Annotated in this window: 23 protein-coding genes; 7 read left to right on the top strand and 16 right to left on the bottom strand. The window is 70.1% G+C overall.

The genetic code is table 11. The features are described 5' to 3' along the window. Positions 1-44: 44 nt before the first annotated feature. The 6 genes from GAS53_RS08125 to GAS53_RS08100 form a co-directional block, all read right to left on the bottom strand. Positions 45-581 carry an arginine repressor gene (locus tag GAS53_RS08125; protein WP_151476769.1) on the bottom strand — a complete coding sequence of 179 codons (537 nt, stop codon included), beginning with the start codon at positions 579-581 and terminating at the stop codon, positions 45-47. A gap of 7 nt (positions 582-588) precedes the next feature. Continuing rightward, positions 589-1,827 (bottom strand): acetylornithine transaminase, encoded by a 1,239-nt coding sequence (locus tag GAS53_RS08120; protein ID WP_151476768.1) that lies wholly within the window; start codon positions 1,825-1,827, stop codon positions 589-591. After that, positions 1,824-2,747, bottom strand: a complete 924-nt coding sequence (argB, locus tag GAS53_RS08115; protein WP_151476767.1) for an acetylglutamate kinase — start codon at positions 2,745-2,747, stop codon at positions 1,824-1,826. The genes GAS53_RS08120 and argB overlap by 4 nt, the downstream gene beginning before the upstream one ends. Further along, positions 2,744-3,895, bottom strand: coding sequence for a bifunctional glutamate N-acetyltransferase/amino-acid acetyltransferase ArgJ (gene argJ / locus GAS53_RS08110; RefSeq protein ID WP_151476766.1), 1,152 nt, complete (start codon positions 3,893-3,895; stop codon positions 2,744-2,746). Before argJ ends, argB begins: the two co-directional genes overlap by 4 nt. Next, positions 3,892-4,920 (bottom strand): N-acetyl-gamma-glutamyl-phosphate reductase, encoded by a 1,029-nt coding sequence (argC, locus tag GAS53_RS08105; protein WP_151476765.1) that lies wholly within the window; start codon positions 4,918-4,920, stop codon positions 3,892-3,894. The genes argJ and argC overlap by 4 nt, the downstream gene beginning before the upstream one ends. A 349-nt stretch (positions 4,921-5,269) precedes the next feature. Further along, positions 5,270-5,857, bottom strand: coding sequence for an ABATE domain-containing protein (locus GAS53_RS08100; protein WP_151476764.1), 588 nt, complete (start codon positions 5,855-5,857; stop codon positions 5,270-5,272). 89 nt (positions 5,858-5,946) lie between these two features. On the opposite strand from GAS53_RS08100, the gene GAS53_RS08095 reads away from it, so the two are divergent. After that, a complete protein-coding gene (locus GAS53_RS08095; RefSeq protein ID WP_151476763.1) occupies positions 5,947-7,188 on the top strand; it encodes a cysteine desulfurase in 1,242 nt (413 codons plus the stop codon). A 13-nt stretch (positions 7,189-7,201) separates the two neighbouring features. On the opposite strand, the gene GAS53_RS08090 is transcribed toward GAS53_RS08095, so the two are convergent. Then, on the bottom strand, positions 7,202-9,688 hold the full coding sequence (locus tag GAS53_RS08090) for an alpha-L-arabinofuranosidase C-terminal domain-containing protein (protein WP_151476762.1): 2,487 nt from the start codon (positions 9,686-9,688) through the stop codon (positions 7,202-7,204). Positions 9,689-9,842: 154 nt separating this feature from the next. On the opposite strand from GAS53_RS08090, the gene GAS53_RS08085 reads away from it, so the two are divergent. Next, on the top strand, positions 9,843-10,292 hold the full coding sequence (locus GAS53_RS08085) for a DUF6314 family protein (RefSeq protein ID WP_151476761.1): 450 nt from the start codon (positions 9,843-9,845) through the stop codon (positions 10,290-10,292). Positions 10,293-10,328: 36 nt separating this feature from the next. Here GAS53_RS08085 and GAS53_RS08080 read toward each other — a convergent pair whose 3' ends face one another. The 3 genes from GAS53_RS08080 to GAS53_RS08070 form a co-directional block, all read right to left on the bottom strand. Next, positions 10,329-10,913: a histidine phosphatase family protein gene (locus GAS53_RS08080; protein WP_151476760.1), complete on the bottom strand. Its 585-nt coding sequence runs from the start codon at positions 10,911-10,913 to the stop codon at positions 10,329-10,331. A gap of 77 nt (positions 10,914-10,990) precedes the next feature. Continuing rightward, positions 10,991-11,428 carry a GNAT family N-acetyltransferase gene (locus GAS53_RS08075; RefSeq protein ID WP_151476811.1) on the bottom strand — a complete coding sequence of 146 codons (438 nt, stop codon included), beginning with the start codon at positions 11,426-11,428 and terminating at the stop codon, positions 10,991-10,993. A gap of 65 nt (positions 11,429-11,493) precedes the next feature. After that, positions 11,494-12,984: an aminotransferase-like domain-containing protein gene (locus GAS53_RS08070; RefSeq protein WP_151476759.1), complete on the bottom strand. Its 1,491-nt coding sequence runs from the start codon at positions 12,982-12,984 to the stop codon at positions 11,494-11,496. On the opposite strand from GAS53_RS08070, the gene GAS53_RS08065 reads away from it, so the two are divergent. Next, complete coding sequence (locus GAS53_RS08065) at positions 12,983-13,942, top strand: DMT family transporter (RefSeq protein WP_151476758.1); 960 nt, start codon at positions 12,983-12,985, stop codon at positions 13,940-13,942. The two genes, GAS53_RS08070 and GAS53_RS08065, sit on opposite strands and share 2 nt — an antisense overlap. A 93-nt stretch (positions 13,943-14,035) precedes the next feature. Then, the gene (locus tag GAS53_RS08060) at positions 14,036-14,230 is read left to right on the top strand and encodes a DUF1918 domain-containing protein (protein ID WP_151476757.1); all 195 of its coding nucleotides are present in this window, start codon (positions 14,036-14,038) and stop codon (positions 14,228-14,230) included. Between the two features lie 16 nt (positions 14,231-14,246). Here the strand turns inward: GAS53_RS08060 and GAS53_RS08055 are convergent, their stop codons facing one another. After that, a complete protein-coding gene (locus tag GAS53_RS08055) occupies positions 14,247-15,518 on the bottom strand; it encodes a glycoside hydrolase family 10 protein (protein WP_192583009.1) in 1,272 nt (423 codons plus the stop codon). A gap of 173 nt (positions 15,519-15,691) precedes the next feature. Between GAS53_RS08055 and GAS53_RS08050 the strand changes: the two genes are divergently transcribed. Then, entirely contained in the window at positions 15,692-16,564 is an 873-nt protein-coding gene (locus GAS53_RS08050) for a 3-hydroxybutyryl-CoA dehydrogenase (RefSeq protein WP_151476809.1), read from the top strand. Positions 16,565-16,680: 116 nt separating this feature from the next. On the opposite strand, the gene GAS53_RS08045 is transcribed toward GAS53_RS08050, so the two are convergent. Together GAS53_RS08045 and GAS53_RS08040 are read right to left on the bottom strand one after the other, a co-directional pair. Continuing rightward, on the bottom strand, positions 16,681-17,340 hold the full coding sequence (locus tag GAS53_RS08045) for a response regulator transcription factor (RefSeq protein ID WP_151476756.1): 660 nt from the start codon (positions 17,338-17,340) through the stop codon (positions 16,681-16,683). Beyond that, positions 17,340-18,554, bottom strand: a complete 1,215-nt coding sequence (locus tag GAS53_RS08040; RefSeq protein ID WP_225858797.1) for a sensor histidine kinase — start codon at positions 18,552-18,554, stop codon at positions 17,340-17,342. The genes GAS53_RS08045 and GAS53_RS08040 overlap by 1 nt, the downstream gene beginning before the upstream one ends. A 179-nt stretch (positions 18,555-18,733) precedes the next feature. On the opposite strand from GAS53_RS08040, the gene GAS53_RS08035 reads away from it, so the two are divergent. Further along, positions 18,734-19,330, top strand: coding sequence for a DUF308 domain-containing protein (locus GAS53_RS08035; protein WP_151476755.1), 597 nt, complete (start codon positions 18,734-18,736; stop codon positions 19,328-19,330). Positions 19,331-19,592: 262 nt separating this feature from the next. Then, entirely contained in the window at positions 19,593-19,850 is a 258-nt protein-coding gene (locus GAS53_RS08030) for a hypothetical protein (RefSeq protein WP_151476754.1), read from the top strand. 22 nt (positions 19,851-19,872) lie between these two features. Here GAS53_RS08030 and GAS53_RS08025 read toward each other — a convergent pair whose 3' ends face one another. From GAS53_RS08025 to GAS53_RS08015, 3 genes are all read right to left on the bottom strand, one after another. Then, positions 19,873-20,418, bottom strand: coding sequence for an NUDIX hydrolase (locus GAS53_RS08025; protein ID WP_151476753.1), 546 nt, complete (start codon positions 20,416-20,418; stop codon positions 19,873-19,875). A gap of 199 nt (positions 20,419-20,617) precedes the next feature. Beyond that, on the bottom strand, positions 20,618-21,958 hold the full coding sequence (locus tag GAS53_RS08020) for a transcriptional regulator (RefSeq protein ID WP_151476752.1): 1,341 nt from the start codon (positions 21,956-21,958) through the stop codon (positions 20,618-20,620). Between the two features lie 377 nt (positions 21,959-22,335). Next, positions 22,336-23,358 (bottom strand): PP2C family protein-serine/threonine phosphatase, encoded by a 1,023-nt coding sequence (locus tag GAS53_RS08015; RefSeq protein WP_151476807.1) that lies wholly within the window; start codon positions 23,356-23,358, stop codon positions 22,336-22,338. Positions 23,359-23,721: the final 363 nt, after the last annotated feature.

Genomic DNA, 23,721 nt, shown 5'->3' with positions numbered 1-23,721 from the left:
ACTGCGCGACAAGCCACAGATCACCCGCACCCGACACACAACCCTCAATGGTTGTTCTGAGCCAACCGCAGCAAGTGGTCCGCCAGCGCCTGCCCACCCGTCGGATCACGACTGATCAACAGCAACGTGTCATCCCCGGCGATCGTCCCGAGAATGTCATGCAGCTCGGCCTGATCAATCGCCGAGGCAAGAAACTGCGCAGCCCCCGGAGGGGTCCGCAGGACCACGAGATTCGCCGAAGCCTCCGCGGAGATCAGCAGCTCCGCGGACAGCCTCCGCATCCGCTCCTCCTTCGCCGACTCCCCCAGCGGCGCACGGGGGGTACGGAAACCCCCCTCGCTCGGCACCGCATAGATCAGGTCGCCGTCGTTGTTGCGGATCTTCACCGCGTTCAGCTCGTCCAGATCCCGGGACAGCGTCGCCTGCGTGACGTTCAGCCCGTCGTCGGCGAGAAGCTTGGCCAACTGGCTCTGCGAACGCACCGGTTGCCGGTTGAGAATGTCCACGATCCGGCGGTGGCGTGCGGTGCGGGTCTGCGGGACGGCAGGCCCCGCGTGCTCGTGATCCTGCGCCTGACTCATCGTCGTCTCATTCTTTGGGTCGTCCGTCCCCGTTGGCTACCGCGTCGAGAACCCCGGGAAGCACTTGGAGAAACGCGTCCACTTCGTCGTCGCCGAGGTTCAGCGGCGGCATCAGCCGTACGACATCGGGGGCGGGCGCGTTCACCAGGAAGCCGGCGTCCTGAGCCGCCTGCTGCGCCTGGGGCGCGAGCGGCTCGGTGAGCACGATACCCAGGAGGAGGCCCGAGCCCCGGACACGGCCGATCAGCGGATGGCCGAGGGACTCGATTCCGTTCCGCAACTTCTCGCTCGCCCGCTTCACGTTCTCCAGCAGGCCCTCGGCCTCGATCGTGTCGAGGACGGCGAGTCCGGCGGCGCAGGCGACCGGGTTGCCGCCGAACGTCGTGCCGTGGTGGCCGGGCTTCAGGAACTGCGCGGCGCGGCCGAAGGCGACGGTCGCGCCGAGGGGCAGTCCGCCGCCGAGGCCCTTCGCGAGCGTGACAATGTCCGGCAGGACACCCTCGTGGGCCTGGTACTCGAACCAGTGCCCGGTCCGGCCGACGCCCGTCTGCACCTCGTCGAGGACGAGGAGGGTGCCGGTGGCGGCGGTGATGGCGCGGGCCGCCTTGAGATAGCCGGGCGGCGGCACGACCACACCGTTCTCGCCCTGGATCGGCTCGATGACGACCAGCGCGGTGTCCTCGGTGACGGCGGCGGCCAGCGCCTGCGCGTCCCCGTACGGTACGTGCGTGACGTCGCCCGGCAGCGGCAGGAACGGCTCCTGCTTGCCCGGCTGGCCGGTGAGCGCGAGCGCGCCCATGGTCCGGCCGTGGAAGCCGCCCTCGGTGGCGACCATGTGCTTCCGGCCCGTCAGCCGGCCGATCTTGAAGGCGCCCTCGATGGCCTCGGCCCCCGAGTTGCAGAAGTACACGCGGCCATCGCGCCCGAAGAGCTGGAGCAGCCGTTCGGCGAGCGCCACGGGCGGCTCGGCGACGAAGAGGTTGGAGACATGGCCGAGGGAGGCGATCTGCTTGCTCACGGCCTCGACGATCGCCGGGTGGGCGTGGCCGAGCGCGTTGACCGCGATCCCGCCGACGAAGTCCACGTACTCCTTGCCGTCGGCGTCCCAGAGCTTGGCGCCCGCGCCGCGGACGAGGGGCAGCCGGGGGGTGCCGTAGTTGTCCATGAGCGCGCCCCGCCAGCGCTGGGTGAGCTCCTGGTTGCCGGTGGGTCCCTGATGGCCCGTCGGCTCCTGACTGCCCGTCATTTCATGTCCCCCTCTTGCTTGTTCTGCTCTTTCTCGTCCGGCACGACCATCGTGCCGATGCCCTCGTCGGTGAAGATTTCCAGCAGGATCGAGTGCTGGACCCGGCCGTCGATCACGCGGGCCGTGTTGACGCCGTTGCGGACGGCGTGCAGGCAGCCCTCCATCTTCGGCACCATGCCGCTGGCCAGCTCGGGCAGCAGCTTCTCCAGCTCTCTCGCGGTGAGCCGGCTGATGACCTCGTCGGAGTTCGGCCAGTCCTCGTAGAGTCCCTCGACGTCCGTGAGGACCATCAGTGTTTCGGCACCAAGCGCCGCAGCGAGTGCCGCAGCCGCCGTATCAGCATTGACGTTGTAGACATGTCCGTCGTCCTGGGAACGGGCGATCGAGGAAACGACCGGGATGCGGCCGTCCGAGAGCAGCGCCTCGATCGCGCCTGTGTCGATTGCGGTGATCTCGCCGACCCGCCCGATGTCGACGAGTTCGCCGTCGATCTCGGGCCGGTGCTGGGTGGCGGTGATGGTGTGCGCGTCCTCGCCGGTGAGCCCGACGGCGAGCGGTCCGTGCTGGTTGAGCAGCCCGACGAGCTCGCGCTGGACCTGCCCGGCCAGGACCATGCGTACGACGTCCATGGCCTCCGGGGTGGTGACCCTGAGGCCCGCCTTGAACTCGCTCTCCAGCCCGTGCAGATCGAGCTGCGCGCTGATCTGCGGGCCGCCGCCGTGCACGACGACGGGCTTCAGGCCCGCCTGCCGCAGGAACACGACGTCCTGCGCGAAGGCGGCCTTCAGCTCCTCGTTCACCATGGCGTTGCCGCCGAACTTGATGACGACGGTCTTGCCGTTGTGCCGGGTCAGCCAGGGCAGCGCCTCGATGAGGATCTGGGCCTTGGGCAGTGCGGTGTGCTTACGAGTAGTGCTCATGACGAGTACGCGCTGTTCTCGTGGACATAGTCCGCGGTGAGGTCGTTGGTCCAGATCGTGGCGGTCTCCGTGCCGGCGGCGAGGTCGGCGACGATGTGGACCTCGCGGTAGCGCATGTCGACCTTGTCGCGGTCCTCGCCGACGCCGCCGTTCTTGCAGACCCAGACGCCGTTGATGGCGACGTTCAACCGGTCGGGCTCGAAAGCGGCTCGGGTCGTGCCGATGGCGGAGAGGACGCGGCCCCAGTTGGGGTCCTCACCGTGGATCGCGCACTTGAGGAGGTTGTTGCGGGCGATGGAGCGGCCCACCTCGACGGCGTCGTCCTCGCTCGCCGCGCCCACGACCTCGATCTTGATGTCCTTGCTGGCGCCCTCGGCGTCCCGGATGAGCTGCTGACCGAGGTCGTCGCAGACCTTCCGTACGGCCTCGGCGAACTCGGCGTATTCCGGGGTGACCTGGGAGGCTCCGGAGGCGAGCAGCAGCACGGTGTCGTTGGTCGACATGCAGCCGTCGGAGTCGACGCGGTCGAAGGTCGTACGGGTGGCGGCGCGCAGCGCCTTGTCCAGGCTGTCGCTCTCGACGTCGGCGTCCGTGGTGAGGACGACCAGCATGGTGGCGAGGCCGGGGGCGAGCATGCCCGCACCCTTCGCCATACCGCCGACGGTCCAGCCGTCCCCCTGTGCGACCGAGGTCTTGTGGACGGTGTCGGTGGTCTTGATGGCGATGGCGGCCTTCTCGCCACCGTGCTCACTCAGGGCGGCGGCGGCCTGCTCGACTCCCGGCAGGAGCTTGTCCATCGGGAGCAGCAGGCCGATGAGCCCGGTCGACGCGACGGCGACCTCGCCGGCGTTCTGCCCCAGAACCTCGGCGACCTTCTCCGCGGTGGCGTGCGTGTCCTGGAAGCCCTTGGGTCCCGTACAGGCGTTGGCGCCACCGGAGTTGAGAACGACGGCGGAGACCTGGCCGCCCTTCAGCACCTGCTCGGACCACAGCACCGGCGCGGCCTTCACACGGTTGGAGGTGAAGACGCCCGCGGCGGCCAGACGGGGCCCGTTGTTGACCACGAGGGCGAGGTCCGGGTTGCCGTTCTCCTTGATGCCTGCTGCGATGCCGGAGGCGGTGAAGCCCTTGGCAGCGGTGACGCTCACGGTGCGACTCCGATCGTGGAAAGGCCCAGCTCCTCGGGGAAACCGAGGGCGATGTTCATGCTCTGCACCGCGCCGCCCGCGGTGCCCTTGGTGAGGTTGTCGATGGCGCTGATCGCGATGATGCGGTGCGCGGCCTCGTCGTACGCGACCTGCACCTGAACGGCGTTGGAACCGTAGACGGACGCGGTCGCGGGCCACTGCCCCTCGGGCAGCAGGTGCACGAACGGCTCGTCGGCGTAGGCCTTCTCGTACGCGGCCCGCACGGACTCGGCGGTGACGCCCTCACGAGCCTTCGCGGTGCACGTGGCGAGGATGCCGCGCGGCATCGGGGCGAGGGTCGGTGTGAAGGACACGGTGACGGGCTCGCCGGCGGCCGCGCCGAGGTTCTGGATCATCTCGGGGGTGTGCCGATGGCCGCCGCCGACGCCGTACGGGGACATGGACCCCATGACCTCGCTGCCGAGCAGATGGGGCTTGGGCGCCTTGCCCGCGCCGGAGGTCCCGGACGCGGCGACGATCACCGCCTCGGGCTCCGCCAGCCCGGCCGCGTATGCCGGGAAGAGCGCCAGCGAGGCGGCCGTCGGGTAGCAGCCGGGCACCGCGATGCGCTTGGACCCCTCCAGCGCAGCGCGGCCGCCCGGCAGTTCGGGAAGGCCGTAGGGCCAGGTCCCGGCGTGCGCCGAGCCATAGAACCGCTCCCAGTCGGCCGCGTCCTTCAGCCGGAAGTCTGCCCCCATGTCGACGACCAGCACATCGGGCCCGAGCTGCTCGGCGACGGCGGCGGACTGCCCGTGGGGCAGCGCCAGAAACACGACATCGTGCCCCGCGAGGACATCGGCTGTGGTCTCCTGGAGCACGCGGTCGGCCAACGGCAGCAGATGCGGCTGCAGCGCACCGAGCCGCTGTCCCGCGTTGGAGTTGCCGGTCAGAGCGCCGATCTCGATCTCGGGGTGCGCCAGGAGCAGACGCAGCAGTTCCCCGCCCGCGTACCCACTCGCTCCGGCCACTGCCGCACGTACCGCCATGGAACCCTCCTCTTGGATGGCATGACTATACGTTTCCCTGCACTTTTATGCAATCCATTTGCGGTCGGGGCGGTGCGTGCGGGTCCTCCCGGGCTGAGCGCGCCCGCGCGGCGGGAGCGGGTGCCACAGCCCCGCGCATCCGAAGAGGCGCCGCCGCCGAGGCGGACCGGCCCGTCTCGCGGAAGCCGCCCCGTCGCGGTGCCGCGATGCCCGGACCAGGCTCCGGCAAGCCCACAGCGCGGGGAGCAGCGCCGCCGCGGGCCGACGCTCCCCCGCCGCGATCACCACGACCGGGCGCTCGGCCGCCCGGTACTCGCGCTCAGGCGAGACGGTATCGGTACGCCCCCGGTCACCGGCCCTTCCGCGCCGCGTAGGCCCGGGCCGCCCGCACCCGGTTGCCGCACTTCGTCGTGCACCAGCGGCGGGCCGCGTGGGAGCGCAGGAACCAGCGGGCGCAGCCCTGGGCGGCGCATTCGGTGAGCTGGTCGGCCTCGGGGTCGGTGAGGAGTTCGGTGGCGTCCTCGGCGAGGAGGGAGAGCGCGGCGGCGGCCGGGTTGCCGGTGTCGGGTTCGTCGGCGCGGTGCGGGCCTTCGGACGTCCAGGCGAGCCGGGGCGTCGAAGGGGCCGCACCCAGCGCGGAGTTGAGGGTGTTCAGGCTCTCCCCCGGTGGCACGGAATGGGCTGTGCGCGCCTCGAACAGTGCGCGCAGCGCCTCGCGCAGGCCGAGGAGCCGGCCTGCCTGCCGTCCGTTCAGCGCCACCCGGTCCGGCAGCAGCTCATGCCGTACGAGCCACAGGTGCGCGGCCTCGGTGCCGTCCAGCAGGTCAACCGGGCCGTGGCTCAGCGTAAAACGCGTGTTGACCAGGGCGAGCGAGACATAGCGCTCCTCGCCGGGGACCTGCAGCTGGTGCAGGTAGTGAGGGGCCTCGTGATCCACGGCCTCATGTTAACGCTTGCGATTCTCCGTGAGAATGCCTAGCGTTCCTCACGCCAAATGCCCTGAGTACCCGTGAGAGGTGAACCGCCGTGGCCTTCGACGTGGACACGCTCCGCAAGGACTTCCCGATCCTCGGCCGGACCGTGGAGAGCGGCGCCCGGCTGGTCTACCTCGACTCGGGGGCCACCACCCAGAAACCCCTCCAAGTCCTCGACGCCGAACGGGACTTCTACCTCACACACAACGCCGCCGTGCACCGCGGCGCCCACCAACTGGCAGGCGAGGCGACGGAGGCGTACGAGAACGCGCGCCGTACCGTCGCGGGCTTCATCGGCGCCTCCGCGGACAGGACGGACGAGGTCGTGTTCACCAAGAACGCCACGGAGGGGATCAACCTCGTCGCGTACGGCCTCGGCAACGCCCACCGGATCGGCCCCGGCGACCGGATCGTGGTCACCGAGATGGAGCATCACGCGAACCTCGTCCCCTGGCAGCAGCTCGCGCAGCGCACCGGCGCGAGCCTGGACTGGTTCGGGCTCACCGACGAGGGCCGTCTCGACCTGTCCCGCATCGACGAGCTGCTCGACGAGCGGACGAAGGTCGTCGCGCTCACGCACCAGTCGAACGTCCTCGGCACACTCAATCCCGTCCGGCTGATCGCCGAGCGCGCCCACGCCGTGGGGGCGCTGGTGGTCGTGGACGGCGCCCAGTCGGTGCCCCACCGGCCAGTGGACGTACGGGAGTTGGGCGCCGACTTCCTCGCCTTCTCGGGGCACAAGATGCTCGGCCCGAACGGTGTCGGTGTGCTGTGGGGCCGGCGCGAACTCCTCGCGGATCTCCCGCCGTTCCTCACCGGCGGCTCGATGATCGAGGTCGTCGAGATGGACCGTTCGACGTTCCTGCCGCCGCCCCAGCGGTTCGAGGCGGGCGTCCCGATGGCCCCGCAGGCGGTGGGGCTCGCGGCGGCCGTGGACTATCTCCAGGCTCTGGGCATGGACGAGGTCGCCGCACACGAGGACGCGCTCACCGTGCGGGCGTTGGAGCTCCTCCAGGAGATCCCCGGCGTACGGATCATCGGCCCGCGCGAGGGCGGCGAACGCGGCTCCGCCGTCTCCTTCGCCGTCGATGGCATCCACCCGCACGACGTCGGCCAGGTGCTCGACGACCGGGGCATCGCGGTCCGCACGGGCCACCACTGCGCCCGCCCCATCGTCCGCCGCTACGGCGTTCCGGCCACCACCCGGGCGACCTTCTACGTCTACAACACCCTTGAGGAAGTGGAGCAGTTGGCGGAAGGAGTACGGGCGGCCCAGGCATACTTCGGCACCTGAGCCGCCCGCCGGGTCACCCCTTCTTGATCCTGAGGAACGTCACCGAGTTCGCCGGGAAGGTGTACGTGAACTTGTCGGACACCCCGGAGAAGGTGGACGTGACCGGCGCGACGGCCGTGTCCGTCTCGGTGTTCACCGCGTCGGGCGCGGCCGCGAGCGTGGTCACCCGGGCCTTCGACGCGACCTTCGCGCCACCGAGGTCGATCGCCGTACGGGCGTCCGCCGCCTGGGCGTTGACCACCTTGACGATCAGGTCACCGGTCTTCGCGTCCCGCGTGACGACCTGCCGGAACGGCTCGGCCGGCTTGTCGTCGGTGAAGCTGCCCCACTCCTTGCCGTCGAGGTAGAGGGTCACCTGTCGGCCGCGCACCTTGATGTCGATGTCGTACGCGCGGCCCGTCTCGATGGACCCGGCCTTGGAGATGAGCGTCGACTTGCCGCCGTCCGAGGCCTGCTCGACCGCGGACTGGGTGTTGTTCCAGCCGCCCAGGTTCCACCAGTAGTAGTTGCCGGTGTCCTTGACTCCGAAGGCGACGAGGAAGCCTTCCTTGCCGGCCTTCTTGGTGGCCTTCACGTGCAGGTCGTAGTCGTGCCAGGCCGGGTCGCCCGCCGACACCATGGTGTTCTCGGCGGCCTCGTCGGTCTGCACGTACTGCCCGTCCTGGACGCTCCAGCTGCCGCCGCCCGTGTGGGTCCACTTCGAGGCGTCACCCGAGAAGTCGTCGCTGAGCAGTGCCGTGCCGTCCGCGCCGGTCACCTTCACGTCGTCGTACGCCGCGGTCGTCGCCCACGTCGACAGGCCGACCGCGCCCGTGATGGGCCCGCTCAGCGAGGGCGTGCCGGTCGCGCTCGACGGCACGACACGGTCGCCGACGTTGCGCATGAAGAGCTTCTGGACCTCGTAGTTGGCGGAGTTCCAGGAGGCGTGGTTGTTGAACCAGATCATGTCGGGGCGCCACTGCACGTAGTCCTCGTTGGCGAGCAGCGGGGCGTACGAGGCGAGCTTCACGATGTCCGCGTTGCGTTCGAGGCCGGTCATGAACGCGGCTTCAGAGAGGGCGTTCTTGAAGGTGTTGCCCTGCGAGGCGTACTCGCCGAGGAAGACCTTGGGGCCGTTCCTGTCGTACGAGTCGTAGCGGTCGTTGTTCTGCAGGAACCACTGCGGGCTGTTGTAGTAGTGCTCGTCGACCATGTCGACGTTCGCTTCCCGGTTGAGCTTCCAGGCCGTGTCGAACGTCGAACCGGCGTCGTCCGGACCGGAGTTGGAGATGATGGTGATGTCCGGGTACTTCGCCTCGATGGCCGTGCGGAACTGCTTGAAGCGCTCGAAGAACTCGTTCGGGAGGTTCTCCTCGTTGCCGACCCCGAGGTGGGTGAGATTGAAGGGCTTCGGGTGGCCCATCCTGGCCCGCTTCTTGCCCCACTCGCTGGTCACGGGCCCGTTGGCGAACTCGATGAGGTCCAGGGTGTCCTGGATGTGGCGCTTGAGGAGGGTGTCGTCGTCGGTGGCCTTGTTCTGGCCGCAGCCGGTGACGAGGGCGGGCACGACGGGCAGCGGCATCGCGCCGATGTCCTCGGAGAACTGGAAGTACTCGTAGTAGCCGAGCCCGTAACTCTGGTTGTAGCCCCAGAAGTTGGAGTTGGTCGCGCGCTGCTCGACCGGACCGATGGTGTCCTTCCACTGGTACGAGCGCTTGCGCTCCCAGCCGGATGCCTCGTCGTAGCCCTCCATGCTGCCGGTGTTGACCAGGCAGCCGCCCGGGAAGCGGACGAAGGCGGGGTCCAGGGCGGCGATCTTCTGGGCGAGGTCCTTGCGCAGCCCGTGGCCCTTGTACGTGTCGCGCGGGATGAGCGAGATCATGTCGAGCGCGGCCGGACTGCCGGCGGCGACGGTGAGCCGGCCGGTGGTGCTGGTGCGCGTCGCGGTGAACCGTGCCGTGTACTTGGCCCAGCCGCCGCGTGCGGTGACGCGACGGGCCTGCGCGAGCTCGCCGTCGGCGTCCTGCAGGGTCACCGTGAGGGCCGACGCCCCTTCGGCGCGGGCCCAGACTGAGAAGTCGTAGACCTTGCCGCTCTCGACCGCGATACCGGTGTTGTAGCCGGAGTTGGTGACGGACGAGCCGCCGTCCAGGGCGAGATACGTGCGGTTGCGGGCGTTCAGGCGGCCGTCGTCGTCGACGGTCTTCGCCGTGCCGGTGGTCGCCCAGGAGGTGAGGGGCGTGTACGAGCGGTTGTCGGCCGTCGAGTACTCGAACGACCGGTTCTGCACGAGTTCCGCGTACAGGCCGCCGTCCGCGGCCCGGTTGATGTCCTCGAAGAAGACGCCGTACATCGTGTCGTCGATCTTCGCGCCCGACGCCTTCGGGTCGACGGTGATCGCGTAGTCGGTGGTGTCCTCGGCGGCGGCGTTCACCGGGGCGGGGACGAGGAAGGAGGCGGCCAGCAGGGCGGTGGCCGTGAGGGAGAGTCTCCAGCGGGTCCGGGTGCGGGCATGTGACATGGATCCTCCGCGGCTCTAGAGGGATTCAGCAGGACCAGCGAGTGCACAGCAGATTCGAAATATCGGACAGTGATCAATACTTCGAACGGCAACATAGATAGCGGGCAGGAGGGCGTCAATGGGTTGCACAGGAGAGGCCGGGGAGGCGGAAGGGATGTCCGAATTCTGGCCGGTGGCCGACGTGTTGGCGTATCTGGCCGGGAGCTGGCACGTGGAGCGCTCGGTACGGGATCTGGCGAGCGGGGCGGCGGGGTCCTTCAGCGGGACGACGGTGTTCGAGGCGCCGGCCGACGGCGGACCCGGCCTGCTCCACCATGAGTCCGGCACCTTCACCTGGGAGGGTGCGGCCCGGCCCGCCGAGCGCACACTGCGGTTCCTGCCGGGCGACGACGGGGCCGGCCGGGCCGACGTACGGTTCGCGGACGGCCGCCCCTTCCACGACCTGGACCTGACGTCCGGGCGGCACGTCGCCGACCACCCGTGCGCGGCGGACCTCTACCGGGGCGAGTTCACCGTGTACGACGCGGACCACTGGCGGACGGTGTGGCGGGTGGGCGGCCCGGCCAAGGACCTGGTCCTCACGACGGACTACACGCGGAACTGACGGACTGCGCGCGGAACCGACGGACCCCGCGCGGAACTACACGCGCGCGGGCTGAGCGTCGAGGCGGAGGTTCCAGCGCCCGGCGCGGCCGGTGAGCGTGGCCGTCGACAGGGGGCGGACGTCGAGGTTCCAGTACGTCGACGGGGGCGCCTTCAGGGCGTAGACGAGCGCCGCGCGCACGACCGCGGGTTCGGCCACGGCGACGATACGGCCACCGTCGTCGGCGGGGCGGGTGTCGAGCCAGTGCCCCACCCGCCGGACGAACTCCATCAGCGGCTCTCCGCCATGCGCCGCGGAGTACGGATCGGCGAGCCAGGCGTCCACGGCCTCCGGTTCGCGGGCCATCGCCTCGCCGAGCGTCAGGCCGCGCCACCGGCCCATGTCGCAGTCCCGCAGGGCCGGCTGGGCCAGCGGCGCGAGGCCCAGCGCGTCACCGGTGGCCCGGCTGCGGGGCGTCGGCGAGCAGTACCGCAGCTCGGCCGCCGCCAACGGCACCAGCGCGTGCGCGACACGCTGCACCTCGTCCCAGCCCGCCTGGTCCAGCGGCCGGTCGTCGTCGAAGCGCTCGGCGAGCAGCGAGGAGCTGCGGGCGGCGGCGATCAGCGTGACCCGAACATGCATGTGGGGATGGTGGAGCCCGGGACTCCGCAGGTCAAGAGGGGATCGATGGCACGCACGGAATGCTCACGGACGGTGGATCACTGGAGACCCGTCGCCATCCATTGGCCAGGATTGTCGAGCGCCTTGAAGCCCAGCTTCTCGTAGACACCGTGGGCGTCGTGGGTGGCGAGCAATATGCGGCGCAGGCCCATGGGTTGGAGGTACTCGCGCACGGCGGCGACCAGAGCGGTACCGAGTCCCTTGCCCCGCACGGACCGGTCCACGTACACATCGCAGAGCCACGCGAAGGTCGCCCGGTCGGTCACCACCCGCGCGTAGGCCACCTGCTCGTCCGAAACCGTGTCATACGCCCCGAAGTTGAGCGAACCGGTCATCGCCCGCTCCTGCTTCTCGCGCGGGCGGTCGATCGCCCAGTACGCGTCGCCGGCGAGCCGGCGGTGGACACGGTCCACGTCGATCCGGTCGGGGTCGGTGGAGATCTCGTAGCCCTCAGGGAGGTCCGGTACGTCGGTCATGGCGGGGTCCGGTACGTCGGTCATGGCGGGGTCCGGTACGTCGGTCATGGCGGGAGAGTCACAGGTCAGGCGCGGCTTGTCGAACCGTTTTCGGCGGCCGTGGAGGTTCCCCGGGCCGAAGGCCGCAGCACCTCGTCACAGGCCGTCCGCAGCCTTCGTACGCCCTCGGTGATCTCCGCCGTCCCCGCGACCGCCGCGAAGCTCAACCGCAGGTGTGCGGCCGGAGGCTCGGCGCTGAAGTAGGGGCGGCCCGGGGTGACGGCCACGCCCGCGCGGAGGGCGGCCGCGAGGAGGCTCGGCTCGTCCGTGCCGTCGGGGAGGCGCAGCCAGAGGTGGTAGCCGCCGGACGGGATGTGGGGCAGGGAGAGTTCGGGGAGGTTCAGGCGGAGCGCGGCGGTCATCGTGTCGCGGCGGGTCTTCAACTCGGCCGCGACGGCACGGAGATGGCGGGGCCAGGCGGGTGAGCCGACGAGTTCCAGGGCCGCCTCCTGGAGAGGGCGCGGTACGAAGAGGGTGTCGACGACCTGGATCGCCCGCAGCCGTTCCAGGACGGGCCCGCGGGCGGCCAGCGCGCTCACCCGGAAGCTCGGCGAGGTCGCCTTGGTGAGGGAGCAGACGTGCACGACGACTCCGTCGGGGTCGTCCGAGGCCAGCGGACGCGGCAGCGGCCCCGCGTCCTCGTGCACGAGCCGGCGTACGAAGTCGTCCTCGATGACGAACGCGCCCGCGTCGCGCGCGATCCGCAGCACGTCGCCGCGGCGCTCCGGGGCGAGCACGGCACCGGTCGGGTTCTGGAACAGCGGCTGGCAGACGAAGACGCGCGCTCCGGTCGCCTTGAAGGCGTCGGCGAGCAGCGCAGGCTTCACACCGTCCCGGTCCACGGGCACCGGCACGGGCCTGAGGCCGGCCGCGCGGGCGATCGCCAGCATGCCGGGGTACGTGGGCGACTCGACGAGGACCGGTGCGCCGGGCGGGGCGAGCGCGCGCAGGGCGGTGGTCAGCGCGGACTGGCCGCCCGCCGTGATCAGCACCTCGGCGGCGGTGATGGCGCCGCCGATGCCCCGCGCGAACCACTCGCGCAGCTCCGGCAGCCCGTCCACCGGCGGGCGCGTCCAGGCGCCGGGGCGACGGCCCGCCCTGGACAGGGCGGCGGCCATCGCCCGTTCCGGCTGCAGTGAAGGGTGCAGATAGCCGCCGTTGAACTCGACGACTCCCGGCGGCGGGGCGGCCAGCGTGACCAGCACTCCGGAGGCGTCCACCGTGCGTGGCACGAGTTCGGCGGCGGCGTCCGCGCTGAGTGCGACCTCCTGCCAGGAGGTGTCCCCGACGGCCGGCCCGGCGTCGCGCGGCTCGGCCCGGAAGGCCCCAGCCCCGGGCCGCGTGACGACCAGCCCCTCGGCGGCCAGCTGAGCCAGCGCCCGCGACACGGTCACCGGACTCACCCGGAACCGGTCGACGAGCACCCGACTCGACGGCAGCTTTCCACCTGGAGAGTAGCGGTTGAGCTCTCTCCTCAACTGATTCGCCAAATCACCGACACTGCTACGCTCTTGCATGAGAGCACAGGATAGCGCTACCGCACAGACCTCGATAGCGGTGCCCGCCCGGTCCGGATCCACTCAGGCCACCGCCGACCGGGCCTCCACCCCGCACGCCCCCTCAGGGAGCGGCACTCTCCAAGCCGCCCTCGGCGTCACCGCCTTCTCGCTCACCTTCCCCGCGACCGCGTGGGGCCTGGAGGGCTTCGGCCCGTGGTCGCTCGTAGCGGTACGCAGCGTGCTGGCGGCGGTCATCGCGGGCAGCTGCCTCCTGGCCCTGCGCGTACCGCTCCCCGGCCGCCGTCACTGGGCGGGCCTGGCCGTCGTCGCCGCCGGAGTCGTCCTCGGCTTCCCGATGCTGACCACCCTCGCCCTGGAGACGTCGACCACCGCGCACGCCGCGGTCGTGGTCGGACTGCTCCCCCTCACGACCGCCCTGTTCTCGGCCCTGCGCGTCGGCACCCGCCCGTCCCGCACCTTCTGGGCCGCGGCTCTCGCGGGTGCCGCCGTGGTGATCGCGTTCACCGTGCAACAGAGCGGCGGCGCCCTGACCAGTGCCGACGCCTATCTCTTCGGGGCCCTGCTGGTCTGCGCGGCGGGCTACACGGAGGGCGGCCGGCTGGCCCGCGTGATGTCGGGCTGGCAGGTGATCGGCTGGGCGCTGGTCCTTTGCCTGCCGCTTACGGTGCCCGCGGCCGCGATCGCGCTGTCCTACGAGCCGGTACACCTGACCGCGCACAGCGTGACCGGACTGCTGTGGGTCGCGGCCGGCTCGCAGTTCCTCGGCCTGGTCGTCTGGTACCGCGGGATGGCCGCGATCGGCATCCCGAAGGCCAGCCAGTTGCAGTTGGCGCAGCCGCTGCTCACACTGGTGTGGTCGGTACTGCTCCTGGGCGAGCACCTGACACCGGCCGCACCCCTGGCGGCAGCGGCCGTGCTCGTCTGCATCGCCGTCACCCAACGGGCGCGAGGCTGAGCGGCGCGTACGGACCGGTCCCAACCGGCACCACCCGCCGTAGACTTGCGGCCACGAACAGCTACTCCCGTGCCATACGAGGAGGCCCTACAGATGCAAGCAACCGTAGGCGACCATCTGCTGGTGCACGGCAGGATCGTCGGGCAGCACGACAAGGTCGCGGAAGTCATCGAAGTGCTCGGACAGCAGGGGAATCCCCCCTACCGAGTCCGCTTCGAGGACGGTCACGAGGCCCTGATGTCGCCCGGCCCCGACTGCGTGGTCCAGCACAAGGACACCGCCCGATAGGCCTTGTCGGCCCAGGTCAGCGTGGGAGCTTCGCCGGCTGCTGGTAGTGGTCGGCGACCACGCGTGCCATCGCGCCGATCTTGTCCGCTCCCACTTCTCTGGCCGAGAAGAACACATGCCCGCACACCTGCGGGTAGTCCTTGGCAAAGGTGAGGTGCCGGGACAGCTCGCCCGCGTCCTGCCAGGCCGCGGGCTGCGCCGGGTCACCGGCCTTGTAGAGCGCCTCACCCACGTACAGCTGCGTCCCGCTGTCGCGCGCAACCCCGGCCCACCAGGGGACCAGCTTCGCGTAGTCGGCGGCGGCGAAGCCGATGTTCCAGTACAGCTGCGGGCAGATGTAGTCGATCCAGTTCTCGCGGACCCACTTCCTGGTGTCGGCGTGCAGGTCGTCGTACGTCTGCACACCGGCCCGCGTGTCCGAGCCGAGCGGGTCGGTCGCGGCGTTCCGCCACACCCCGAAGGGGCTGATCCCGAACTTCGTGCCCGGCCGGACCTCCTTGATCCGGGCGGCCGTCTCGCGCACCAGCTTGTCGATGTTGTCCCGCCGCCAGGCCGCCCGGTCCGGGAAACCCCCGCCGTACGCCGCGTACGCCGCGTCGTCGTCGAAGTCCTGGCCCGCGACCGGATACGGGTAGAAGTAGTCGTCCCAGTGCACGGCGTCCACGGCGTACTTCTTCACCGCGTCGAGCATCGCGTCCTGCACGAAGGCGCGGACCGCCGGCAGACCCGGGTTGTAGTAGAGCTTCCCGCCGTACGTCACCACCCAGTCGGGGTGCCTGCGGGCGGGGTGCGAGGCGACGAGCTTCGTCGGATCGGCGTGGTTGGCGATCCGGTAGGGGTTGAACCAGGCGTGCAGTTCCAGACCGCGCGCGTGGGCCTCCTTGACCGCCGTGCCGAGCGGGTCCCAGCCGGGAGCCTTGCCCTGGACACCGGTGAGGCACTGCGACCAGGGCTCGTACGGGGAGGGCCACAGGGCGTCGGCCGTGGGGCGCACCTGGAAGATCACCGCGTTCAGCCGGCGCTCCACCGCCACGTCGAGCTGCGCGAGCAGTTCGGAGCACTGCTGGGCCGCGGTCAGGCCGGGTTTGGACGGCCAGTCCCGGTTGGCTACGGTCGCCAGCCACATACCGCGGAGCGCACCGGCCGCAGAACGGCGCTTGGACGACGCCGACCCGCCTCCACCGGACCCACCGGACACCTCCGCCGCCACCGCCAGTCCCGCCGTCACGAGTCCCGACAGCCCCACCGCCGCGGCCGCCGCGAACCCCCGACGTGACATACGCCCCATGCCGTAACACCCCAAACGCTGTGGGCCCGCCTGGTCACGGACCGTTCACCCGCACAGCATGCCCGACCCGGCCCGTCGATCGTGTGCAGATCCGGAGTAACGTGCGTGGCGGCAGCAGGCGCCGTACAACGGCGGCTGCCGAGCCCGTGAACAGCGAGAGCGAAAGGCACGATGTGACGGACACCTGGGGCGACATCTCACGCGTCGGAGTGGTGGGCTGCGGCCAGATGGGGGCAGGCATCGCCGAGGTGTGCGCCCGCGCCGGCCTGGATGTGAAGGTCGCCGAGACCACCGGTGAGGCGTTGGAGATCGGCCGGACCCGGCTCTACAACTCGCTCTCCAAGGCGGCCGAGCGCGGCAAGATCTCCGAGGAGGAGCGGGACGCCACCCAGGGGCGGCTCTCCTTCACCACCGACCTCGGCGAGTTCGCCGACCGCGACCTGGTGATCGAGGCGGTCGTGGAGAACGAGCAGGTGAAGACCGAGATCTTCCAGGTGCTCGACCAGGTGGTGACCCGGCAGGACGCGATCCTCGCCTCCAACACCTCCTCCATCCCGCTGGTGAAGCTCGCCGTCGCCACCTCGCGTCCCGACCAGGTCATCGGCATCCACTTCTTCAACCCGGCCCCGGTGCAGAAGCTCGTCGAGCTGATCCCGGCCCTCACCACCTCCGAGGGCACCATCAGCCGGGCGCAGGCGCTGGTCGAGAAGATCCTCGGCAAGCACGCGATCCGCGCCCAGGACCGCTCGGGCTTCGTGGTCAACGCGCTGCTGATCCCGTATCTGCTCTCCGCGATCCGGATGTTCGAGTCCGGCATGGCGAGCCGCGAGGACATCGACAACGGCATGGAGCTGGGTTGTGCCCATCCGATGGGCCCGCTCAAGTTGTCCGACCTGATCGGCCTGGACACGGTCGCGTCGGTCGCGTATTCGATGTACGAGGAGTACAAGGAGCCGCTGTACGCGGCTCCGCCGCTGCTGCAGCGCATGGTCGACGCGGGTCGGCTGGGCCGGAAGTCGGGCTCGGGCTTCTACACCTACGCCTAGACGAATGAGTCCGGTGCCGGGGGGCTGGTGCGCGAGCTTTGCCCACGCCGTCCCGCGCGCCGGACTGCTCGGCATCGCAACGGCGGCCACCTGCTTCGGGGTTCTGTTCGGCAGGCTCAGGGGTAGAGGCCGGCCCGGAAGGCGAACGAGACGAGTTGCGCTCGATCACGTGCGCCGACCTTCGTCATGGCCCGCACCGCATGCGTCTTCACGGTGAACGGCGACACGGACATCTGGGCCGCGATCTCGTCGTTGCCGAGACCGCTCGCGACGAGAACGACCACGTCCCGCTCCCTGGGTGTCAGCGCGTCGAAGCGTCGAAGCAGTTCCTGGTCGATCACCGGGGGCGGACTGTCGGTCATGTGACCGATGAGCGCGGCCGTCGCGGCGGCCGACAGCGCACCGCCACCGCCGACGACCTCGGTGATTCCGGCGACGAGTTCAGCGGGGCTCACGGTCTTGCTCAGGAAACCGTTGGCGCCCGCGCGGAGGGCGGCGAGAACGATGTCGTCCTGGTCAAAGGTGGTCAGCACGATCACCCGCAACCTTTCGGGTGGGTGCTCTTTGCGGATCCGGCGGGTGGCTTCGACACCGTCGATGCCGGGCATCCGAATGTCCATCAGGACCAGGTCGACGGGGTGGTCCCGGAGGAAGGGGACGACCTGGAGTCCATCGGAGAGATCACCCGCAACAACGAGACTCGGGTCGAGCCGGAGCATCGCTTTGATGCCGGCCCTTATCTCGTCCTGGTCATCGACGATCAGAATCCGCGTCATCAGACGACGGCTCCCAGGGGGCTGAACTCCGCATGGACCCGGAATCGCCCGTCGTCACTGTCGATCGTCAGCCGCCCGCTGGAGGACTCGACGCGTTCGCGCATCCCCACGAGTCCGAGTCCGCTGCCCGAGCCGGAGCCGCGCAGTGCGTGACCCACGCGGTTCTCCACGGTGACGCAGATCCTGCCGTCGCGCTCGCGCACATCCACCGTTGCCGCCCCCTCTCCATGCCGGTAGGCATTCGTGAGTGCTTCCTGAACGACCCGGTAGACCGTCACGCCGACGCTGGGCTCCACGAAACCGGCGGGGATGTCGATGGAGGGATGGACGTCGAGGCCGATGCTCTCGAAAGAGGCGATAAGGCCTTCCAGGCCACTGAGCGCCGGGGTCGGCCGGAGCGCCTCGTCGTCGGAGATGTCGTCTTCGAGGCGGAGGAGCGCGAGGATCCGTTGCGTTTCGACGACGACGGTGCGGGCGCTGGACCTGGCTGAGACGAGGGCATGCCGGGAGGACTCGGCGTCTTCGGGCAGCCCGATCTCCGCAGCACCGAGATGCATGCTCAGCATCGCGACCTGGTGGCCGATGACGTCGTGGAGGTCCCGGGCGATGCGGAGTCGTTCCTCGGTCACCCGACGGGTGGCTTCGATCTCGCGGGTGGCGATGGCGCTTTCGGCCCGTTCCTCCAGGGTGCGCCAGTGCTCTCGATGGATGCGCAGCGCGGCCCCTGTCGCACCTCCTGCTATGGCTGAGAAGAGTGCGGCGGCTCCCACGATCGCGCCGCCACGGAATCCTCCCAGCGTCATGAACGCCCCCAGGAAGAACGCCGCCACGATGCCGGTTCCGGCCAGCGGCTGCTTCCCCCTGAGCGTGACCGAGAACAGCACGAGCACCGCCATCATCCACACCGACAGGGGGTCGTGGCCCACCGCTGTGACGGCGAAGGACGCCGCGCTCGTCACGACCAGTCCTGCCCACGGCCTCCGCCATGAGAGGGCGACACCGCCACCGGCGAGGAGCACGGAGAGGGCCGTCGGCCAATCCGACCCTCGCAGGATCACTGCCACGATCTGGCCGGTGAACACCAGCGCGGCCACCGAATAGGCGCCTAGGTGCAGCGCCTCGGGGCGGCGGACCCACAGGGGTGCCACGGACCCGTCCTGATTGTTCTGCGCCTTGCCCATGGCCTGATTCTCGCCCACGTGTGCTGCGGCCATGTACTTCGAATGATGTAGACGGCGAGCCCGGTCCGGGCGATGGGGACGGCAGAAAGCATTCGATTCGAAGTGGATGGCAAAACTACTTCGTTCGAAGTACACGGCCCCTCCCGAGGCCGCTGAGACTCCTCATCGAGGCGACCGTCTCACACCATCACGATCACAAAACGGGACACCCGATGACTCAGACCACCGTGACTTCGAGCACGACCACGACCACGACCACGCCCTCCGGGCTCCGATCGCTCTACCTGATCCGAGTCGCCTTCTCCCTGATCTGGGTGGCACTCGTCGTCACGACCTCCGCCTCGCTCGTGTCGACGGACAAGCCCACAGTGATCACGGCCGTGCTGCTCGTCGTCTACCCCCTGTGGGACGTCATCGCCACGCTCCTCGAGCGCCGCATGGCCGGCACCGGCTCCACGGACCGCGTCGCTACCACCAACGTGGCTCTCGGCCTCGCCACCACCGCCGGGATGATCATCGCTGTCTTCTCCACCATCGGGACGGCTCTGCTCGTGTTCGGCATCTGGGCCCTCCTTTCCGGAGCGATCCAGCTCGTCGTGGCGATCCGGCGCCGACGCACCGTCGGTGCCCAGTGGCCCATGGTCATCAGCGGTGGACTGTCCGTCCTGGCCGGTGCCTCCTTCGCTGCCATGTCCGCCTCGCCGACGAGCAGCCTGTCCACCATCGCCGGCTACTCGGCCTTCGGTGCCTTCTGGTTCCTTGTCTCCGCCATCGCCCTGAGCATCCGCATCCGACGCGAAAAGCGTTGACCACCGCCGTCGGAGCCACCGCCTCTCCCGGAGGTGCGGCGTCTTCCACAAACTCGCCGTCGAGCAGATCGACTACGGTCCGTACAACCTCAGGCCGACGCGGGCCCGGTCCTCTTCGGAGGGCCGGGCCCGTGCCATTCACACACCGTGTGCGCATAGGGCTCGCATATGCCCCTCGCACACGCTCCCCACGTGTCCACCAGGCGAGTTGACTTTCCGTGCGCATGTAAGGGATGTGACGACTACGGAAAGGAGCGGACTCGTGACCGCCGACCCGGAGCATCCCGTGGTCCAAGGAGAACTCGCAGAGTTACGCCGCCGCCTCGATGTGGCGCATGCCCGCGTCGAGGGAGGGCTGGCTCTGCTCAGTCATCGCGCCGAACAGACCGCCAAGGAGCTCGACGACCTGAGCGCACGGGTCGTCGCACTCGAACACACCCGCTGGCCACTGCGCGCGGTAGCGGTCGTCACGGCCGTGGGCGCGCTCGCCGTGGCGGTCTATCAGGCTCTGGGCCACTAGGTCCCAGGACGCGGTGGGGGGATCAGGGCAAAGCGTCCTGCCCGAGCCTCAGATGGTGCAGGAGGAGCAGCGCGGCTGCCATGTTGGCGGCCGGGACCTCGCCGCGGGCGACCATGTCGGGGACGAGCTTGAGGGGAACCCATTCCCGACGGTCGGACTCGAAGTCGTCCACGGGGTGTCCGATGTACGCGCCTTCGTCGGCCCAGTAGATGTGGTGCCGGGCGTCGGTGAGCCCGTTGGAGGGCTCGACGCTCATCAGATGGCGCAGAGGTCCCGGCCGCCATCCGGTCTCCTCCTCCAGTTCGCGGGCCGCCGCGACGGCGATGTCCTCGCCGTCCTCGACGACGCCCGCCGGAAGCTCCCATCCCCAGCTGTCGGTGATGAAGCGGTGCCGCCACAGGAGCAGCACCTCGTTCGCCTCATTCACCACAGTGGCCACGGCGACGGGCCGCAGCCGTATTAAAAAGTGATCGAGGTGCCGACCGTCCGGCAGCTCGACATCTGCGAGATTGACGCTGAACCAGCGGTTTGCGTACACAGTTTGTTCGTTCTGTTTCGTCCACTGCACGGTTCTGCCACCTTCCGCCGAGTAGATGGCAATATCGCAGCAGGAGCGTCCTCACAGCAGGCTCACAGCGGGCCGCTCGCAGCGCAGCGGTAGGCGCAGACTTACCCACCCCGGAGGGCTCGGGGACCCCCGGCAGTGGTTGGGGCATCCTCCCGCGGGTCCCTCCGGGCTCTTTCCGGAGTTCCCCGACGGGCTCTTCCTAGAGCGGTACGCGCAGTGCTCCGTCGATGAGTTCGGCGGCCTCGGAGGTGCCCGCGCACCCGTTGGCCACCAGGTGCTCGCGTACCGCCCGCAGTCTGTCGCGCAGCCGCTGGGACTCCATCCCCCGCGCCCGCTCCGCCATTTCGACCGCGGTGACCACCGCCTTGTCCGCGTTGCCCTGGCGCAGTTCGATCTGGCTGAGCATCGCGAGCCGGTGCACCCTGCCCCGGTCGTGCGCCGGGTTGTCGACGGCCGCCGCGGCGTGCTCCCGGGCGGCGGCCAGGTCGCCGAGGCTGAGCAGGGCCTCCGCCACCTGCACATTGACCAGGCCCGGCTGGACATAGCCGGTCTCATCCGGCTCGTATCCGCGCCGGATGCGCTCGGCGGCCTGCTCGGCACGCCGGATGCAGGACAGCGCGCTGCTGCCATCGCCGAGGTGTGCGTACGCCTTGGCCTGCATCGCGTAGAGGTCCGACGCGAGCGCCGGAGTGATGTGCCGTCCCGCGGCGCGCAACGCGGCCTCGGCGAACGCGACGGCCTGCCGGTGCTCGCGCATGAACAGGGACTGGTTGACCAGCAGAGCGATGACATACGCACCAAGTCCTCTGTCCCCGCTGGCCTTCGCGAGTCTGAGCGCCTGGTGGAAGTAGCGCTGGGCGAGGCCGTGCGCGTCGGAGTCGTACGCGCAGATGCCCGCGACCGCCACCAGGCCGCCGGTGGCGCGGTGGAGCTGGCGGCCGGTGGCGTCGGTGTAGCTGCCTCTGAGGAGCGGCGCCGTCTCGGAGTTGAGGAAGCCGACGATGCGCGTGCGGGTCGCGATGCCGCCGGCCTTGCGGTACATCTGCTCGTAGTGGGCACGGGCGGCGCGCAGCATCTCGATGTCGGACATGCTCACGCGGTGCCGTCCGCCGCGCGAGACGTCCACGTCCTCGGGCGGGTTCTCCCACTCCCACACGGGCATCACGGCGGGCGTGCCGGTGACGGCGGGGGCGCCGAGGATGTGCGGGCGCTGCTGTTCGTCGGAGCGCCACAGGGCGGTGGCGCGCTCGACGAAGCCGGAGAGCGTCGTGCCGTGCGGGGCGGCCGGTTCGCCGGGCACGCCGAGGCCGATGTCGTCGAGCGTGACGGGCCGTTGGAGCCGGGTGGCCAGCACCTCGCAGATCAGGTCGGGCACCTGCCCGCGCGGCCGCTGGCCCTTCAACCACCGCGCCACGGCGGTGTGTTCGTAACGAAGCGCGAGGCCGCGTGCCCGCCCCGCCTGGTTCACATGGGCGGCGAGTCCCGCGTGCGAGATCCCGGCCTCGTCGAGGATCGCGTCGAGCAGAGTGTTGGGCTGCATGAATGCCCTCCGGTGACTCGGTGCCAAGAGAGTAGTGCCTCCCTCTTCACACGGGGTGTGAATAGAGTGCCCGAATCCGGGCAGTACGCGCGCTGTTGCGGAGAGTTGCGGGCCGGTTGACTGAAATGCCTCGTAAGAGGCCGGCCGGGCCGCCGGCTCCCCCTCGTACAGTGCGGCGGCCCGTTTCGCGCCGTCCGCCCAGCTGCCTGCCCGACACTCCGTGGCGGGGCGGACGGCTCCGCCGGCTCAGCAGGAAAAGGGTGCCTGTTTGTGGGCTGCCTGCGGGTAGTCCGGGGCTGAGCGCGCCCGCGCGGCGGAGCCGCATATGTCACAGCCCCGCGCCCCTGAAGGGGCGCGTCATGCGGGGCGTGAAACAGTCACTTGAGCTGGTGGGCCAGAGGCTCACCCTGTTGCATTGGCACTCTTGCTCGGTCGTTGCGCAGGACCAGCATGGCTACGTCGTCCGACGGCAATCCGCCCGCGTGGCCCAGTAGTTGGGTGAAGAGCGTGCGGAGTACGGACTGGGGGGAGACCGGCTGGGTGCGGTCCGCCTCGGTGAGGGCGGCGGCCAGGGGAAAGAATTGGCCGGCGCTGTCGCGGGCGTCTTCGACACCGTCCGTGTGCAGGAACAGCGCCTCGCCGGGCAGGAGGTGCCCGCAGCGGACGACGGGCAGCTCGGCGGGGAGAGGGAAGGGCCCGAGGGGAGGCAGGGGGTCGCCGGCGGTGAGGTGCTCCACAGGCCCTCGTTCACCAGTCGGTCCGGCGTGGCCGCGCAGCAGATACGGCCAGGGGTGACCGCAGTTGAGGGCGCGCACCTCGCCGTCGTGGCCGATCTCCAGGAGCAGTACGGTGACGAACTCCTCGGCCACTGGGCTGTCGGCGTCGAGCCCGGACGAGGGGTGCTCGGCTTTCGCGCGCTCCCTCAGATGGCGGGCCAGGGCGCGCTCCAACCTCCTGAGTACACCCGGGAGTTCGGTCTCGTCGTGGACGGCTTCGCGGAAGCTGCCGAGGACAGCGGCGACGGTCCCGATGGCGGCGAGCCCGTGTCCGCGGACATCGCCCATCACGACCCGCACGCCGTATTCGGTGCCGATCACGTCGTACAGATCGCCGCCGACGGTGGCCCCGCGGTCCGCGGAGAACTGCACCGCGGCGATGTTCAGCCCGTCGATACGCGGTGGCAGCGGTCGCAGCAGAGCACCTTGGGCGGCGCCCGCGACCTTGCGGATCTGCCGGAGCTCGCGGAGCAGCCCGCGCCTGACGTGCAGTATCAGGCCGGTGCCGACCGCGAAGAAGACGGCGCAGGTGACGATCCGGGCGCCGAGCCCGTTCTGCTGGGCGAGCGGACAGCCCAGTTTGTAGGTGATCGCCACGGCGCCCCATACGGTGGGCAGCCCCATCGCGAGCGCGCGGCGCAGTCGCTGCTGGTCCCGGCCGAGGCGACGGGCCTCGGTGCGGCCGAGTCGGCGGGCCCGGGCGCGGCCCAGCCTGCCGGTCCGGGCGCGACCGAGCGTCCGGGCGACGGTTTTCCGCCATCCTGTCCGGTGTTTCACCCCGGGCCTGGCCCGACGGGGAGCCCCAGCCTTCGTACGGATCATGCCGATGGCCCCCCTAAGGCCCTGTTCAGCGCGCAGGCACCGGCCTCTTCGGCCGGATCGATTCTGTCGACCGCATGCCCCGATCGGGCCAGATCGCCCACACTTGTCACCCAAATGAGTGAGGTGACTGCACAGAGCTCCAGGGGGGCGCCCCGAAAGGGGCGC

This window comes from Streptomyces albicerus (assembly GCF_008905045.1).
Classification (GTDB): domain Bacteria; phylum Actinomycetota; class Actinomycetes; order Streptomycetales; family Streptomycetaceae; genus Streptomyces; species Streptomyces albicerus.
This window is presented reverse-complemented; position numbering and strand designations above follow the sequence as displayed.